Source organism: Cellulomonas sp. C5510, assembly GCF_019797765.1.
In the GTDB taxonomy this organism is placed as follows: domain Bacteria; phylum Actinomycetota; class Actinomycetes; order Actinomycetales; family Cellulomonadaceae; genus Cellulomonas.
Genome location: NZ_CP081862.1, coordinates 1,985,892 through 2,001,534, shown reverse-complemented (window position 1 = coordinate 2,001,534; position 15,643 = coordinate 1,985,892). Strand labels below are relative to the sequence as shown.

Below are 15,643 nucleotides of genomic sequence, written 5' to 3'. Positions count from 1 at the left end.
GCCGGGTCAGCGGGCGCCGAACCGGGCGCCGCTGACGGGAACGGCCCCGCAGCATCACGCTGCGGGGCCGTCCTCCTCCGTCGTGCGGTGCCGGCTGCCTCAGCGCAGCCGACCGCCGCGCCGTGCGCGCAGCGCCGCGAGGGCCTCGTCGAGGATCGCCTCGCCGTCCTCGGCGGACCGGCGCTCCTTCACGTACGCGAGGTGCGTCTTGTACGGCTCGTTCCGCACGGGCGACGGCGGGTTCGCCTGGTCCTGCCCGGCGGGGAACCCGCAGCGCGGGCAGTCCCAGGTCTCGGGGGCCTCCTCGGCGGCCTCCTCCGCGAACGACGGCCGCGTCTCGTGGCCGTTCGCGCACCAGTAGGAGATCCAGATCCGAGGCGCGGCGTCGCCGCGCTCGGCCTCGCCCATCGGGCCCGCACCGACGCGGGACCCGCGGATCGCGCTTCCGCTCGCCATGTCCGCCCCCTCAGCTCACGCGCTCGACGAGGCCGAGCAGCACGATGGCGACCGCCCAGACCAGGCTCACGCCCACGGTGATGCGGTTCAGGTTGCGCTCCGCGACGCCCGAGCTGCCGGCGCTGGAGGTGATGCCGCCGCCGAACATGTCCGACAGGCCACCGCCCTTGCCCTTGTGCAGCAGGACGAGCGGGACGAGCAGCAGGCTCGTGACCACCAGGAGGACCTGGAGGGCGATGGTGAGGGCTGTCACGACGGTGTCTGACTTCCTTGCTCGGGATGCCGGGCCGCGGGACGGCCTGGTCGGGTGTGGACCGCGGTCCAGGGTAGGCGACGCGCCGCCGGGGAATCCAGCGACGCGGTGCCGGGCCGGGGGCGTGTCCCCCGGTCGGTGGCGGGACGGCAGGGGCGGCAGCCCCGTCCGCCCCGCCACCAGGGTGGCTCAGGCGCCGGCGTGCGCCCGGAACCGGGCGATCTTCGCGAACTCCTCGGCGTCCAGCGAGGCGCCGCCCACGAGGGCGCCGTCCACGTCCGGCTTGCCGATGATCTGCGCCGCGTTGCCCGACTTCACCGAGCCGCCGTACAGCACGCGCACGGCGTCGGCGACCTCGGCGGAGTACAGCTCGGCGAGCTTGCCGCGGATGGCCTCGCAGACCTCCTGCGCGTCCTCCGGGGTGGCGACCTCGCCGGTGCCGATGGCCCACACCGGCTCGTAGGCGATGACGACCGTCTTCGCCTGCTCCTCGGTGACGCCGGCGAGCGAGCCCTCGAGCTGCGCCAGCGTGTAGGGCACGTGCTCGCCGGCCTTGCGGACGTCGAGGCCCTCGCCCACGCAGACGATCGGGACGAGGCCCGCGCCGAACGCGGCGACGGCCTTCGCGGCCACCGTGGCGTCGGACTCCGCGTGGTACTCGCGGCGCTCCGAGTGGCCGACGGCCACGTAGGTCACGCCGAGCTTCGCGAGCTGCGCGGCGGAGACCTCACCGGTGTACGCGCCGGACGCGTGCTGCGACACGTCCTGCGCGCCGTAGCGGATGCCGAGCTTGTCGGCGTCGACCAGCGTCTGCACGGAGCGGATGTTGGTGAACGACGGCAGGACCGCGACCTCCACGTCGGAGAAGTCGTGCTTCGCGTCCTTGAGGGTCCACGCGAGCTTCTGCACCAGGTGCACGGCCTCGTGGTGGTCGAGGTTGAGCTTCCAGTTGCCCGCGATCAGGGGGGTGCGTGCCATGGGTCAGTCCTCCAGGACCGCGATGCCGGGGAGGGTCTTGCCCTCCAGGAGCTCCAGCGACGCACCGCCGCCGGTCGAGATGTGGCCGAAGCCCGCCTCGTCGAAGCCGAGCAGGCGGACCGCCGCGGCCGAGTCGCCGCCGCCGACGATGGAGAAGCCGTCGGTGTCGACCAGCGCCTGCGCGACGGCCTTGGTGCCGCCGGCGTAGGCCGCGCGCTCGAACACGCCCATGGGGCCGTTCCAGGCGATGGTCTTGGCGCCGAGGATCGCGTCGCGGAACAGCTCGCCGGACTTCGGGCCGATGTCCAGGCCCATCTTGTCGGCCGGGATCGCGTCGACGGCGACGACCTCGAAGTCGTCCGAGCCGAACTCCGGGGCGACGAGGGTGTCGACGGGCAGGACGATCTCGACGCCGGCCTCCTGGGCCTGGGCGAGGTAGCCCTTGACGGTCTCGACCTGGTCCTCCTCGAGCAGCGAGGAGCCGACCTCGTGACCCTGGGCCTTGAGGAAGGTGAACATCATGCCGCCGCCGATGAGGAGCTTGTCGGCCTTGGTGATGAGGTTGCCGATGACACCGAGCTTGTCGGAGACCTTCGCGCCGCCGAGGACGACGACGTAGGGGCGCTCCGGGTCCTCGACGGCCTTCCGCAGGGCCTCGACCTCGGTGAGGACGAGCGTCCCGGCGGCGTGCGGCAGACGCAGCGCGACGTCGTAGACCGACGCCTGCTTGCGGTGCACGACGCCGAAGCCGTCGGACACGAACGCGTCGGCGAGCTGGGCCAGCTCGTCGGCGAGCTCGCCGCGGACGGCGTCGTCCTTCGAGGTCTCGCGCGCGTCGAACCGGATGTTCTCGAGCAGGGCGATCTGCCCGTCCTCGAGCGCCGCGACGGTGGCCTTGGCCGACTCGCCCACGACGTCCTCGGCGAGCGCGACGGGCCGGCCGAGCAGCTCGCCCAGGCGGGCCGCGACGGGCGCCAGCGAGTACTTCGGGTCCGGCTCGCCCTTCGGGCGGCCGAGGTGCGCGGTCACGACGACCCGGGCGCCCGCGTCGAGCAGGGTCCTCAGGGTCGGGAGCGCGGCGCGGATGCGGCCGTCGTCGGTGATGGTCGTGCCGTCGAGCGGCACGTTGAAGTCGGAGCGGACGAGCACGCGCTTGCCGCGCAGGTCGCCGAGGTCCTCGATGGTCTTCATGCTCTCCTACCTTGCTGGGGGGCCACCGCCGCGCGGCGACCGAGGGGGGCCGACAGGGTCCGGTCACAGCAGCGTCCGCGTACGCCGGGGCCGTGGGACCCGGGCGTACGCGGACGCATGACCGTTGCTACCGGTGCGTGACCGACGTCAGAGACGCGCGCCGACGTACTCGGTGAGCTTGACGAGCGACGAGCTGTAGCCCCACTCGTTGTCGTACCAGGCGATGATCTTGACCTGGTCACCGATCACCTTGGTGAGCTTCGCGTCGAAGATGCTCTGGTGGGGGTTGGTGACGATGTCCGAGGAGACGATCTCGTCCTCGGTGTACTCCAGCGTCCCCTTGAGCGGGCCCTCGGCGGCGGCCTTGACCGCGGCGTTGACCTCCTCGACAGTGACCTCGCGCGAGGCGGTGAAGGTCAGGTCGGTGGCGGAGCCGGTGATGGTCGGCACGCGGAGCGCGAAGCCGTCCAGCTTGCCCTTGAGCTCCGGCAGCACGAGCGCGACGGCCTTGGCGGCGCCGGTCGTGGTCGGGACGATGTTCTGCGCGGCGGCGCGGGCGCGACGCAGGTCGCGGTGCGGGCCGTCCTGCAGGTTCTGGTCGCCCGTGTAGGCGTGGATCGTGGTCATGAGGCCACGCTCGATGCCGATCGCGTCGTTGAGCGCCTTCGCCACCGGGGCGAGGCAGTTCGTGGTGCAGGACGCGTTCGAGATGATGTGCTGCGTCGCCGGGTCGTAGTCGGTGTGGTTCACGCCGACGACGAAGGTGCCGTCCTCGTTCTTCGCCGGGGCGGAGATGATGACCTTCTTGGCACCGGCCTCGATGTGCGCCTTGGCCTTGGTGGCGTCCGTGAAGAAGCCGGTCGACTCGATGACGATGTCGGCGCCCAGCTCGGCCCACGGGAGGTTCGCCGGCTCGCGCTCCGCGAGGGCGCGGATCTTCTTGCCGTCGACGATGAGGTTCTCGTCGTCGAAGTCGACGCTCTGCGGGAAGCGGCCCAGCACGGTGTCGTACTTGAGCAGGTGAGCCAGCGTCTTGTTGTCCGTCAGGTCGTTGACGCCGACGATCTCGATGTCGGCGCCCGACGCCACGATGGCACGGTAGAAGTTGCGCCCGATGCGGCCGAAGCCGTTGATGCCGACCTTGATGGTCACTTGCCCTCCTCGGCACGCGCCGGCAAGCGCCGGCACACACTGTTGCGGTGATGGACTGCGCACGCCGGTGTGCGCCGCCCGGAAACCCCGTGGTCACACGATCTTGACCCGCGCGAGGTCTCCGGATGGGTAAGAGCCTATACCCGCGCGCGCACGGGCGCAGGGACCTAGGTCTGCCGGTGCCGCAGCGCGCGCGTGGTTGCCGCGGGTCCCGTCCGCGGGTCCCGCGTGCCCCGGACGCCGGGCGTCAGAGATCGAGCAGGTCGGGGCTCAGGCCCGACTCGGTGTCCGGGATCCCGAGGTCCGACGCCCGCTTGTCGGCCGTGGCCAGGAGGCGGCGGATCCGGCCCGCGACGGCGTCCTTGGTCAGCACCGGGTCCGCGAGCTTGCCGAGCTCCTCCAGCGACGCCTCCTTGTGCGCCAGCCGCAGCTCGCCGGCCTCACGCAGGTGCTCCGGGACGTCGGGCCCGAGGATCTCGAAGGCCCGCTCGACGCGGGCCCCGGCGGCCACCGCCGCCCGCGCGGAGCGCCGCAGGTTCGCGTCGTCGAAGTTGGCGAGCCGGTTCGCGGTGCCCCGTACCTCGCGGCGGACCCGGCGCTCCTCCCAGACCAGCAGCGTGTCGTGCGCCCCGAGCCGGGCCAGCATCGCGGCGATCGCGTCGCCGTCCCGGATGACCACCCGGTCGATGCCCCGGACCTCCCGCGCCTTGGCCGGGATCTGCAGCCGGCGGGCCGCGCCGACGAGAGCGAGCGCCGCCTCCGGCCCGGGGCAGGTGACCTCGAGGGCGGAGGACCGGCCGGGCTCCGTGAGCGAGCCGTGCGCCAGGAACGCGCCACGCCACGCCGCCTCCGCCTCCTGCGCCCCCGCGGCGACGATCTGCGGCGGCAGGCCCCGGACGGGACGGCCGCGGTTGTCGAGCAGGCCGGTCTGGCGTGCGAGCGACTCGCCGTCCTTGACGACGCGCACCACGTAGCGGTTGCCGCGACGCAGGCCGCCGCCCTGGACGACGATCACGTCGGACGTGTGGCCGTAGACCTCCGCGATGGCCGTGCGCAGACGGCGGGCGGCCGCACCGGTGTCCAGCTCCGCCTCGATGACGATGCGCCCCGAGATGATGTGCAGCCCGCCCGCGAACCGCAGCGTCGCCGACACCTCCGCCTTCCGGCAGGACGTCTTGTCGACCTGGAGCCGCGCAAGCTCGTCCTTCACCTGTGCCGTCAGAGCCATGCGGGTCATCCTGCCATCCCGGGCGCGCCGGGACGCCCGGACGGGCAGGTGCCCTCGCTCACGCCCCGGTCGCGGGAGGCGGCGTGCGGCGGCTCCCCGCGCCGACGTCGCCCAGGAACCCCTCGACCACGTCGCTGATCGCCGCAGCGAGGCGCAGCGGGTCGTGGCGGGGCGTGCCGTCCCCGCGCCGCACCTGCCGCATCAGCAGGCGCCCGCCGGCCGCCCGGGTGCGCTCCTCCAGCTCGTCGACGTCGTCCACCGAGCCCGGGTCCGCGATGACGGCGTCCACCCGCAGGTCCGGCGCGTGCTGCCGCAGCGCGTCCAGGTGCTCGCACGGCCCCATGCCCGCGGTCTCGGCGTCCGGGCTGAGGTTCAGCACGAGGATGCGCCGCGCGGACGTGCGGTGCAGCGCCGCCGCGAGGTCGGGCACGAGCAGGTGCGGGATCACCGACGTGTACCAGGACCCGGGTCCGAGGACGACCCAGTCGGCCTCGTCGACGGCCGCCACCGCCTCCGGCAGCGCCGGGGGCTCCTCCGGCAGCAGCCGCACGTGCGTGATGCGGTCCCGCGCGGACGCGACGTGGCTCTGGCCGCGCACCACGCCCACGGACCCGTCCGGCCGCTCGACGTCGGCCTCGATCTCCAACGGGACAGCCGCCATCGGCAGCACCCGGCCGCGCGCGCCGAGCAGCCGCCCCACCCAGTCCAGCCCGTCCACCGTGTCGCCCAGCAGCTCCCACAGCGCGACGATCAGCAGGTTCCCGACCGCGTGCCGGTCCAGGTCGCCGCTGGACGTGAACCGGTGCTGCAGGACGTCACGCCACGTGCGGCCCCAGTCGGAGTCGTCGCACAGCGCCGACAGGGCCATGCGCAGGTCCCCGGGCGGGAGCACGCCGAGCTCCTCGCGCAGCCGGCCCGACGAGCCGCCGTCGTCGGCCACCGTGACCACGGCCGTGAGCCGGTCGGTGACGCGTCGCAGCGCCGACAGGGTCGCGGACAGGCCGTGGCCCCCGCCGAGCGCGACGAAGGCGGGCTGCCCGTCGCGGACGGGGCTCACCGGCTCACTCCTTGCCGAGGTCGCGCGCGGCGACGGTCACCCGCTGCCCGCGCGCGCGCAGCCGCTCCGCGATGGCCTCGCTGATCGCGACCGAGCGGTGCTTGCCGCCGGTGCAGCCGACAGCGACGGTGACGTACCGCTTCTCCTCCGCCAGGTAGCCCGCGAGGACGGGCTCGAGCGCGTCGACGTAGCGGTCCACGAACTCCCGCGCACCGGGCAGGCCCAGCACGTAGTCCCGGACGGGGGCGTCCCGGCCGGACAGGTGCCGCAACTCGGTGATCCAGTACGGGTTCGCGAGGAACCGCACGTCCACCACGTGGTCGGCGTCGAGCGGGATGCCGTACTTGAAGCCGAACGAGACCACGTTGATGCGCAGCACGTCGTCCTGCTCCCCGGACGTCACCGCGGACCGCACGATCCGGCCGAGCTCGTGGACGTTCGTCTCGGACGAGTCGATCAGCACGTCGGCCCGCTCGCGGATGTCCGACAGCAGCGTGCGCTCGGCGGCGATGCCGTCCAGGATGCGCCCGTCGCCCTGCAGCGGGTGCGGCCGGCGGACCTGCTCGTAGCGCCGGACCAGCACCTCGTCGGACGCGTCGAGGAACAGGATGCGGTAGTCCACGCCGGACTCCCGCAGCTGCGCGAGCACGGCCAGCAGGTCGGCGAAGAACTCGCGCCCCCGCACGTCGACGACCGCCGCGAGGCGCAGGTCCGCGCTCGGCGGCCCGCCGTGCGTGAGCATCCCCACGAGGTGCGTGAGCATCTGCGCGGGCAGGTTGTCGACGACGTACCAGCCCATGTCCTCGAGGACCGCGCCGGCGCGGGTGCGTCCGGCGCCGGACATGCCCGTGATGATGAGCAGGTGGGGCTGCCGGACGCGCGGCGCCTCCGCCGCTGCCTCGATGGCCGGGATGCCGCTGGGGACCGTGATCGGCGAGGTCTCGTCGCTCATGACCCCAGCATGCCAGCCGAGCCGCTCCCGGCCGCGGGGGCGGGCACGTGCGGCGCGGCGCCGGCGCCGGTCGCGGCACCGGACGCGCCCGCGGTGCCGTCGTCGGACGCGGTGCCGTCGTCGGACGCGGCGCCGGTCCCGGGCGCGGCGGCGGTCCCGGGCGCTCCGCCCCCGAGCGCGGCGACCACCGCGGCGGCCGTGCGCGCGCCCATCCCCGGCACGGACGCGATCTCCTCGGCGCTCGCGGCCCGCAGCCGCTTGAGGGACCCGAAGTGCTTGAGCAGCGCCGCCGAGCGGGCAGGCCCGAGCCCCGGCACGTCGTCGAGCGCCGACGTGGTCATGCCCTTGCTGCGCTTCTTGCGGTGGGCGTTGATGGCGAACCGGTGGGCCTCGTCGCGGACCCGCTGCAGCAGGTACAGCCCCTCGGAGGACCGCTGCAGGATGACCGGGTACTCCTCCCCCGGCAGCCACACCTCCTCGAGCCGCTTCGCCAACCCGCAGAGCGCCACGTCGTCGATGCCGAGCTCCTCGAGGGCCGCAGCCGCTGCGGCGACCTGCGGCGGGCCGCCGTCGACCACGACGAGGTTCGGCGGGTACGCGAAGCGCTGCGGCCGGCCCGTGGTCGCGTCGACCGGCCCCGAGCGGACGGGGCCGGCGTCCGTGTCGGCCAGCGCCTCCGCGACCTGGTCCTCCCCCAGCCCGAGCTCGAGGTCCCCGGCCTGCTCGCGCTCCGCCAGGTAGCGCCGGAACCGCCGGGTGATGACCTCGTGCATCGCCGCGGTGTCGTCGCGGGCCCCGTCGCCCTCCGGCCCGCGGATGCTGAACTGGCGGTACTCCGGCTTGCGCGCGAGGCCGTCCTCGAACACGACCATCGACGCCACCTGGTAGGTGCCCTGGTTGTGCGAGACGTCGTAGCACTCGATGCGCAGCGGCGCGGACTCCAGGCCCAGCGCCTCCTGGATCTCCCGCAGCGCCTGGCTCCGGGTGGTGAGGTCGCCCGCGCGGCGGGTGCGGTGCAGGGCGAGGGCGTGCTCGGCGTTCTTCCGGACGGTGCCCGCGAGCTCGTGCTTCTCCCCGCGCTGCGGCACCCGCACGTGCACTCGTGACCCGCGCAGGCCGGACAGCCAGGCCTGCACCTGGTCGGGGTCCGGCGGCAGCACCGGGACGAGCACCTCGCGCGGGACGGCGCCCGCGGTCGCGCCCGCCTCGCCGCCCGGCGCGTCGCCGTACACCTGCTGGAGCAGGTGCTCGACGAGCTCGGCCTCGGTGACGTCCTCGACCTTCTCGACCACCCAGCCGCGCTGACCGCGGATCCGCCCGTCCCGCACGTGGAACACCTGCACCGCGGCCTCGAGCTCGTCGCCGGCGAGCGCGAAGATGTCCGCGTCGGTGCCGTCCGACAGCACGACGGCGTTCTTCTCGGTCGCCCGCTCGAGCGCCGCGATGTCGTCGCGCAGGCGCGCCGCGCGCTCGAAGTCGAGGTCCGCCGCGGCCTCCTTCATCCGCGCCGTGAGCCGCCGCGTGAACCGCGCGGTGTCGCCCGCCATGAAGTCGGCGAACTCCTCCGCCAGCACGTGGTGGTCCTCCTGCGAGATCCGTCCCACGCACGGCGCCGAGCACTTCTCGATGTACCCCAGCAGGCACGGGCGGCCCTGCTGGTGCGCGCGCTTGAACACGCCCGCCGAGCAGGTCCGCACCGGGAACACGCGCAGCAGCAGGTCGACCGTCTCCCGGATGGCCCACGCGTGCGCGTACGGGCCGAAGTAGCGCGTGCCGGGGCGCTTGGCGCCGCGCATCACCTGCACACGCGGGAACTGGTCCGCGAGCGTGACCGCCAGGTACGGGTACGACTTGTCGTCGCGGTACTTGACGTTGAAGCGCGGGTCGAACTCCTTGATCCAGGAGTACTCCAGCGCGAGCGCCTCCACCTCCGTGCCGACGACGGTCCACTGCACCGACGCCGCCGTCGTCACCATCTGCTGCGTGCGGGGGTGCAGCCCGGCGACGTCCTGGAAGTAGCTGTTCAGCCGCTGCCGCAGGCTCTTGGCCTTGCCGACGTAGATGACCCGGCCGTGCTCGTCGCGGAACCGGTAGACGCCCGGCGAGTCCGGGATCTCGCCCGGGGCGGGGCGGTAGGTCGCGGGATCAGCCATATGCAGCAGCCTAGTTCGGCCCACCGACAGCACTGCTCCCGGGACGGGGGCGCCTACGCTGAGGCATGGGCCTGCTGCACACGTACGCCGCTGACGTCGTCTGGACCGGGGCCGGATCGACCGGCACCACGGGGTACGCCGCCTACGCGCGCGACCACGAGGTGCGGGTCGACGGCAAGGCGCCGATCCTCGCGTCCGCCGACCCCGCGTTCCGCGGCGACCCCGCCCGCCACAACCCCGAGGAGCTGCTGGTCGCCGCGCTCGCGCAGTGCCACATGCTGTGGTTCCTGCACCTGGCGGCGTCGGCCGGCGTCGTGGTGGTCGGCTACACGGACCGCGCCGGCGGGACGATGCGCGTCGAGGCTGCCGGTCACGGCCAGTTCACCGAGGTGGTGCTGCGGCCGCAGGTGACGATCCGGCCCGGGGGCGCCGTGCCCGCGGACGAGGACCCGTCCGGGCTGGACGCGCAGCTCGCGGACCTGCACCGACGGGCGCACGAGCACTGCTTCGTCGCGCGGTCGGTGAGCTTCCCGGTGCGCACCGACCCGGCGCCGGTGGTCCTGGAGTCCACCGGCACCGGTGACGTCACGCGCTGACGGCCTCGTGGGCGGGCTCGAGCACCTCCGCCAGGAACCGGCCGGTGTGGCTGGCCGGCACCGTCGCCACGTGCTCCGGGGTGCCCTCGGCGACGACGGTGCCGCCGCCGGACCCGCCCTCGGGGCCCATGTCGATGATCCAGTCGGCGTTCTTGATGACGTCGAGGTTGTGCTCGATGACGATCACCGAGTTGCCCTTGTCGACCAGGCCCTGCAGCACGCCGAGCAGCTTGCGGATGTCCTCGAAGTGCAGGCCCGTCGTCGGCTCGTCGAGGACGTACGCCGTGCGGCCCGTGGACCGGCGCTGGAGCTCGGTCGCGAGCTTCACGCGCTGCGCCTCGCCGCCCGACAGGGTGGGCGCCGGCTGTCCGAGGCGGACGTACCCGAGCCCGACGTCGACCAGGGTGCTCAGGTGGCGGCTGATCGCCGGCACCGCGGCGAAGAACTCCGCGGCCTCCTCGATCGGCATGTCGAGGACGTCCGCGACCGTCTTGCCCTTGAAGTGCACCTCGAGCGTCTCGCGGTTGTACCGGGCGCCGTGGCAGACCTCGCAGGGCACGTACACGTCCGGCAGGAAGTTCATCTCGATCTTCAGGGTGCCGTCGCCGGAGCACGCCTCGCAGCGGCCGCCCTTGACGTTGAACGAGAACCGCCCGGCCGTGTAGCCGCGGACCTTCGCCTCGGTGGTCTCCGCGAAGAGCTTGCGGATCCGGTCCCAGACGCCGGTGTAGGTCGCAGGGTTCGAGCGCGGCGTGCGGCCGATCGGGCCCTGGTCGACGTGCACGACCTTGTCGAGGTGCTCGAGCCCGGACACGCGCTTGTGGCGCCCGGCCACCCGACGCGCGCCGTTCAGCTCGTTCGCCATGACCGTGTAGAGGATCGAGTTGACCAGCGTCGACTTGCCGGAGCCGGACACGCCGGTCACCGCCGTGAGCGTCCCGAGCGGGAAGGTCACGTCGACGTTCTGCAGGTTGTGCTCCCGCGCGCCGTGGACCGTCACCTGGCGCTTCCTGTCCACCTTGCGGCGGGTGGAGGGCATCGGGATCGAGCGACGGCCGGACAGGTACGCGCCGGTCACCGACTCCCGCGAGGCGAGCAGGCCCTTCAGGTCTCCCGAGTGCACGACGCGGCCGCCGTGCTCCCCCGCGCCGGGGCCGACGTCGACGATCCAGTCCGCGGTGCGGATGGTGTCCTCGTCGTGCTCGACCACGATGAGGGTGTTGCCCAGGTCGCGCAGCCGGGTCAGCGTGTCGATGAGGCGGCGGTTGTCGCGCTGGTGCAGGCCGATCGAGGGCTCGTCCAGGACGTACAGCACGCCGACCAGGCCGGAGCCGATCTGGGTCGCCAGCCGGATGCGCTGCGCCTCGCCGCCGGACAGCGTGGCGGCCGCGCGCATGAGGGACAGGTAGTCGAGCCCGACGTCGAGCAGGAAGCCGAGCCGCGCCTGGATCTCCTTGAGCACCTGCTCCGCGATCTGCCGCTCGCGCACGCCGAGCTCGAGCGCGTCCAGGAACTCCTTCGCCTCCCGGATCGGCAGGGCGCAGACGTCCGCGATCGACTTGCCGCCGACCAGCACCGCCAGCACCTCGGGCTTGAGGCGCGCGCCCTCGCAGACGGGGCACGGGACCTCGCGCATGAAGGCCTCGTACTTCTCCTTGCTCCACTCGGACTCGGTCTCCTGGTGCCGCCGCTCGAGGAACGTCACGACGCCCTCGAAGCCGGTGGAGTACTGCCGCTCGCGCCCCCAGCGGTTGCGGTACTTCACGTGCACCTGGTGGTTCTCCCCGTACAGCACGGCCTTGCGGGCGCGCTCCGGCAGGGCACGCCACGGCTGGTCCATCGAGAAGCCGAGGTCGTCCGCCAGCGCGGACAGCACCCGCTCGAAGTACTCCGAGGAGATCTGGGCCCACGGGGCCACCGCGCCGTCGCGCAGCGAAAGGTCCTCGTCCGGGACGACGAGCTCCGGGTCGACCTCCAGGCGCGAGCCGATGCCGGTGCACTCCGGGCACGCGCCGTACGGGGCGTTGAACGAGAACGTCCTCGGCTCGATCTCTTCCAGCGTGAGCTGGTGGTCGTTGGGGCAGGCCCGGTTCTCGGAGAACCGCCGCTCGCGCTCCGGGTCGTCCGGGTCCAGGTCCACCATCTCCGCGACCAGGAGCCCGCCGGCCAGGCCCAGCGCCGTCTCGACCGAGTCGGTGAGCCGACGCTGCACGCCCTCGCGGGCGACGAGACGGTCGACGACGACCTCGATGTCGTGCTTGAGCTTCTTCTCGAGCGTCGGCGGGGACGCGAGCTGCACGACCTCGCCGTCGACGCGCGCCCGTGCGAAGCCCTTGGCCTGGAGCTCCTTGAACAGGTCCGCGTACTCGCCCTTGCGGCCGCGGACCACCGGCGCCAGGATCTGGTACCGCGTGCCCTCGGGCAGCTCGAGCAGCCGGTCGACGATCTGCTGCGGCGTCTGGGCGGTCACGCGCTCCCCGCACACCGGGCAGTGCTGGGTCCCGGCGCGCGCGAACAGCAGGCGCAGGTAGTCGTACACCTCCGTGATGGTGCCGACCGTGGACCGCGGGTTGCGGTTGGTCGACTTCTGGTCGATCGACACCGCGGGCGACAGCCCCTCGATGAAGTCGACGTCGGGCTTGTCCATCTGGCCCAGGAACTGCCGGGCGTACGCCGAGAGCGACTCCACGTACCGCCGCTGGCCCTCTGCGAAGATCGTGTCGAACGCCAGCGACGACTTGCCCGACCCCGACAGCCCGGTGAAGACGATGAGCCTGTCGCGCGGGAGGTCCAGGTCGACGTTGCGCAGGTTGTGCTCGCGGGCCCCCTGGACCACCAGTCGATCGTTCACGCGCGCCATGCTACGGCGGACCTCCGACAACCGCACATGTGTTCGAACGGTGCGCGCGACGTGCTCGCGCGACGCCGCAGGTCGCCGCATGATGGGCCGGTGCCCACGCAGCCCCCCGCCGTGACCGACGCCACGCCCGACCCGGCACCCCGTACGCCTCCCGAGCTCCGGCGGACGGCGGCCCGCCAGGAGCCCCGCGACCCGGCCACCCCGCTCGCGGACTACGCCGTGCTGGGCGACGGCCGCACGGCGGCGCTGGTGTCCCGCCACGGCTCGGTCGACTGGTGGTGCGCGCCGCGGTTCGACTCCCCCGCCGCCTTCGCCGCGCTGCTCGGCGGTCCGGAGCACGGGCGCTGGCTGCTCACGGCACCGGACGCGACGTCGGTGCGCCGCCGCTACCTCGGCGACTCGTTCGTCCTGGAGACGACCTTCGAGACGCCGACCGGCACGGCGGTCCTGCTCGACGCGATGCCGCTGGGCGACGGCCGCTGCGACCTGGTGCGCCACCTGAGCGTCACGCGGGGCACCGTACGGGTGCGCCACGAGTGGCTGGTCCGGTACGGGTACGGGGCGATCACGCCGTGGGTGCACCGCGTGACGGACCCCGACGGGCGCGAGGCCGTCCAGGCGGTCGCCGGCCCGGACAGCCTCCTGCTGCGTGGCGACCGGCTGCCGCGGGCGCGACGCACGGCAGGCGGGCACCGCGCCCACGTGGACGAGGTGGAGCTGTCCGAGGGGGCGAGCCTCGAGGTGTCGCTCACGTGGGCGCCGTCGTGGCTGCCGGTGCCGCGCGCGCCGCGCCTCGAGCACCGCGTCGAGGCCACCCGCCACCGGTGGGGTGCGTGGGCCCGCGCCGCCCGGTACGAGGGGCGCTACCGGCCCGCTGTCGTCCGCTCCCTGCTCGTGCTGCGCCTGCTGACCGACTCCCAGACCGGGGGCATCGTGGCCGCCGCGACGACGTCCCTGCCGGAGGACCCGGGCGGCGAACGCAACTGGGACTACCGGTACTGCTGGCTGCGCGACGCGGCGATGACGCTGGAGGCCCTGCTCGAGCACGGGTACCGCTCCGAGGCCCAGGCGTGGCGGCAGTGGCTGCTGCGGGCCGTCGCCGGCGACCCCGAGGACGTGCAGATCATGTACGGGGTGGACGGCTCGCGGGAGCTGCCGGAGCGGACGCTCGACCACCTGCCGGGCTACGAGGGGTCACGTCCGGTGCGCGTGGGCAACGCGGCCGTCGGTCAGGTGCAGAACGACGTGCTCGGGGAGGTGATGTGCGCGCTGCACCTCGCACGGGCCGCGGGGGTCGAGGAGAGCGCCGACTCGTGGTCGCTCCAGGTCCGCCTGGTCGACCACCTGTGCGGCGCGTGGCGTCAGCCCGACTCCGGGATCTGGGAGGTGCGCGGCGCACCGCGGCACTTCACGCACTCCAAGGTCATGGCGTGGGCGGCGCTCGACCGCGCGGTCCGTGCCGTCGAGGAGCACGGGCTCCCGGGGCCGGTGGAGCGCTGGCGGCGCGAGCGGGACGCGGTGCACGCCGACGTGCTGGCCCACGGGTGGCACGCCGGCCGCGGCACGTTCGTGCAGCACTACGGCGCCGAGCACACCGACGCGTCCCTGCTCCAGCTGGCCCAGGTCGGGTTCCTGCCGCCCGGCGACCCCCGTGTGCGGGCCACGGTCGCCGCCGTCCGCGACGAGCTGGAGGTCGCGCCCGGGCTCCTGCACCGCTACCGGACGGACCGCACGGACGACGGCCTGCGCGGCGGGGAGCACCCGTTCCTCGCCTGCTCCGGCTGGCTCGCCGACGCCCTCGCCCGGCAGGGGGACGTGCAGGGCGCGACCGCGGTGCTCGACGTCCTCACCTCGCTGCCCGGGGAGCTCGGGCTGCTCGCCGAGGAGTTCGACCCCGGGTCAGGCCGGATGATGGGCAACCTCCCCCAGGCGCTCTCGCACCTCGCGCTGGTCCGTGCCGCGCACAGCCTCGACGAGGCGCTCCTCCGCGGCGCGTCGGCGCAGCCGGCGGCCGGGACGGCGGACCGTCCGTGACCGGGGCGGAGTCGCCCGGCTACACGGGCGACGTCGTGACCGGCGGACCGGCGGACGTGCGGGTGCTCGACGAGGTCGTGCTGCGGAAGGTGTCCGTCGGGCCGATGGACAACGCGGCGTACACCCTGGTCTGCCGCAGGACGGGCGCACAGCTGCTCGTGGACGCGGCCGCGGAGCCCGACCAGCTGCTCGCACTCGTGGGCGACGGCTCACCGCCGGGACGGCTCGACCTCGTGGTGACCACGCACCGCCACGCCGACCACCTCGGGGCGCTCGCCGCCGTCCTGGCCGCGACCGGCGCCCCGCACGCCGCCGGGGCGGACGACGCCGCCGCTGTCGCCGCCGGGGCGGGCACCACGCTCCCTCGGGCGCTGCGGCACGGCGAGGTCCTCGCGGTCGGTGCCGTCGCGCTGGAGGTGGTGGCCCTGCGCGGGCACACGCCCGGCGGGGTGGCCCTGGCCTACCGGGAGCCGGAGCTGGTGCGCGCGGACGGCGCCGTGCCGGGGCGCGTGCACCTCCTCACCGGTGACTCGCTCTTCCCGGGCGGCCCCGGGCGCACGACGGACCCGACGGCGTTCGCGGCGCTCATGACGGACCTCGAGCAGCGGGTGTTCGGCCGCTTCGGCGACGACACGTGGGTGTACCCGGGCCACGGGCGCGACACCACGCTCGGCGCCGAGCGTCCTCACCTGGCGGCCTGGCGCGCACGCGGCTGGTGAACGCGCGACGGCCG

Annotated in this window: 13 protein-coding genes; 3 read left to right on the top strand and 10 right to left on the bottom strand. The window is 73.9% G+C overall.

Annotation, left to right across the window (positions count from 1 at the left end; translation table 11 throughout):
• Nucleotides 1–99: 99 nt before the first annotated feature.
• The 9 genes from K5O09_RS09305 to uvrC form a co-directional block, all read right to left on the bottom strand.
• Nucleotides 100–456, bottom strand: a complete 357-nt coding sequence (locus K5O09_RS09305) for an RNA polymerase-binding protein RbpA (RefSeq protein WP_222172456.1) — start codon at nt 454–456, stop codon at nt 100–102.
• A gap of 10 nt (nt 457–466) precedes the next feature.
• Nucleotides 467–709 (bottom strand): preprotein translocase subunit SecG, encoded by a 243-nt coding sequence (secG, locus tag K5O09_RS09300; protein ID WP_222172455.1) that lies wholly within the window; start codon nt 707–709, stop codon nt 467–469.
• Between the two features lie 189 nt (nt 710–898).
• The gene (gene tpiA / locus K5O09_RS09295; RefSeq protein WP_222172454.1) at nt 899–1,687 is read right to left on the bottom strand and encodes a triose-phosphate isomerase; all 789 of its coding nucleotides are present in this window, start codon (nt 1,685–1,687) and stop codon (nt 899–901) included.
• Nucleotides 1,688–1,690: 3 nt separating this feature from the next.
• Complete coding sequence (gene pgk, locus K5O09_RS09290; protein WP_222172453.1) at nt 1,691–2,878, bottom strand: phosphoglycerate kinase; 1,188 nt, start codon at nt 2,876–2,878, stop codon at nt 1,691–1,693.
• Between the two features lie 147 nt (nt 2,879–3,025).
• Entirely contained in the window at nt 3,026–4,030 is a 1,005-nt protein-coding gene (gene gap / locus K5O09_RS09285; RefSeq protein WP_222172452.1) for a type I glyceraldehyde-3-phosphate dehydrogenase, read from the bottom strand.
• Between the two features lie 247 nt (nt 4,031–4,277).
• Nucleotides 4,278–5,258 carry a DNA-binding protein WhiA gene (gene whiA / locus K5O09_RS09280; RefSeq protein WP_222172451.1) on the bottom strand — a complete coding sequence of 327 codons (981 nt, stop codon included), beginning with the start codon at nt 5,256–5,258 and terminating at the stop codon, nt 4,278–4,280.
• 58 nt (nt 5,259–5,316) lie between these two features.
• A complete protein-coding gene (yvcK, locus tag K5O09_RS09275) occupies nt 5,317–6,315 on the bottom strand; it encodes a uridine diphosphate-N-acetylglucosamine-binding protein YvcK (protein WP_222172450.1) in 999 nt (332 codons plus the stop codon).
• A gap of 4 nt (nt 6,316–6,319) precedes the next feature.
• Entirely contained in the window at nt 6,320–7,267 is a 948-nt protein-coding gene (gene rapZ / locus K5O09_RS09270; RefSeq protein ID WP_222172449.1) for an RNase adapter RapZ, read from the bottom strand.
• The gene (gene uvrC / locus K5O09_RS09265) at nt 7,264–9,420 is read right to left on the bottom strand and encodes an excinuclease ABC subunit UvrC (protein ID WP_222172448.1); all 2,157 of its coding nucleotides are present in this window, start codon (nt 9,418–9,420) and stop codon (nt 7,264–7,266) included. Before uvrC ends, rapZ begins: the two co-directional genes overlap by 4 nt.
• A 65-nt stretch (nt 9,421–9,485) precedes the next feature.
• On the opposite strand from uvrC, the gene K5O09_RS09260 reads away from it, so the two are divergent.
• A complete protein-coding gene (locus tag K5O09_RS09260; RefSeq protein WP_222172447.1) occupies nt 9,486–10,016 on the top strand; it encodes an OsmC family protein in 531 nt (176 codons plus the stop codon).
• On the opposite strand, the gene uvrA is transcribed toward K5O09_RS09260, so the two are convergent.
• Nucleotides 10,006–12,876 (bottom strand): excinuclease ABC subunit UvrA, encoded by a 2,871-nt coding sequence (uvrA, locus tag K5O09_RS09255; protein ID WP_222172446.1) that lies wholly within the window; start codon nt 12,874–12,876, stop codon nt 10,006–10,008. The two genes, K5O09_RS09260 and uvrA, sit on opposite strands and share 11 nt — an antisense overlap.
• A 90-nt stretch (nt 12,877–12,966) precedes the next feature.
• Between uvrA and K5O09_RS09250 the strand changes: the two genes are divergently transcribed.
• Both K5O09_RS09250 and K5O09_RS09245 read left to right on the top strand, forming a co-directional pair.
• Nucleotides 12,967–14,910, top strand: coding sequence for a glycoside hydrolase family 15 protein (locus K5O09_RS09250; protein WP_255596266.1), 1,944 nt, complete (start codon nt 12,967–12,969; stop codon nt 14,908–14,910).
• Nucleotides 14,907–15,629, top strand: coding sequence for an MBL fold metallo-hydrolase (locus K5O09_RS09245; RefSeq protein ID WP_255596265.1), 723 nt, complete (start codon nt 14,907–14,909; stop codon nt 15,627–15,629). Before K5O09_RS09250 ends, K5O09_RS09245 begins: the two co-directional genes overlap by 4 nt.
• Nucleotides 15,630–15,643 lie beyond the last annotated feature (14 nt).

Coding starts and splice junctions, on each gene's coding strand:
- K5O09_RS09260 (WP_222172447.1), top strand. CDS start 9,486: ATGGGCCTGCTGCACACGTACGCCGCTGACGTCGTCTGGACCGGGGCC.
- pgk (WP_222172453.1), bottom strand. CDS start 2,878: ATGAAGACCATCGAGGACCTCGGCGACCTGCGCGGCAAGCGCGTGCTC.
- rapZ (WP_222172449.1), bottom strand. CDS start 7,267: ATGAGCGACGAGACCTCGCCGATCACGGTCCCCAGCGGCATCCCGGCC.
- uvrC (WP_222172448.1), bottom strand. CDS start 9,420: ATGGCTGATCCCGCGACCTACCGCCCCGCCCCGGGCGAGATCCCGGAC.
- uvrA (WP_222172446.1), bottom strand. CDS start 12,876: ATGGCGCGCGTGAACGATCGACTGGTGGTCCAGGGGGCCCGCGAGCAC.
- K5O09_RS09305 (WP_222172456.1), bottom strand. CDS start 456: ATGGCGAGCGGAAGCGCGATCCGCGGGTCCCGCGTCGGTGCGGGCCCG.
- tpiA (WP_222172454.1), bottom strand. CDS start 1,687: ATGGCACGCACCCCCCTGATCGCGGGCAACTGGAAGCTCAACCTCGAC.
- whiA (WP_222172451.1), bottom strand. CDS start 5,258: ATGGCTCTGACGGCACAGGTGAAGGACGAGCTTGCGCGGCTCCAGGTC.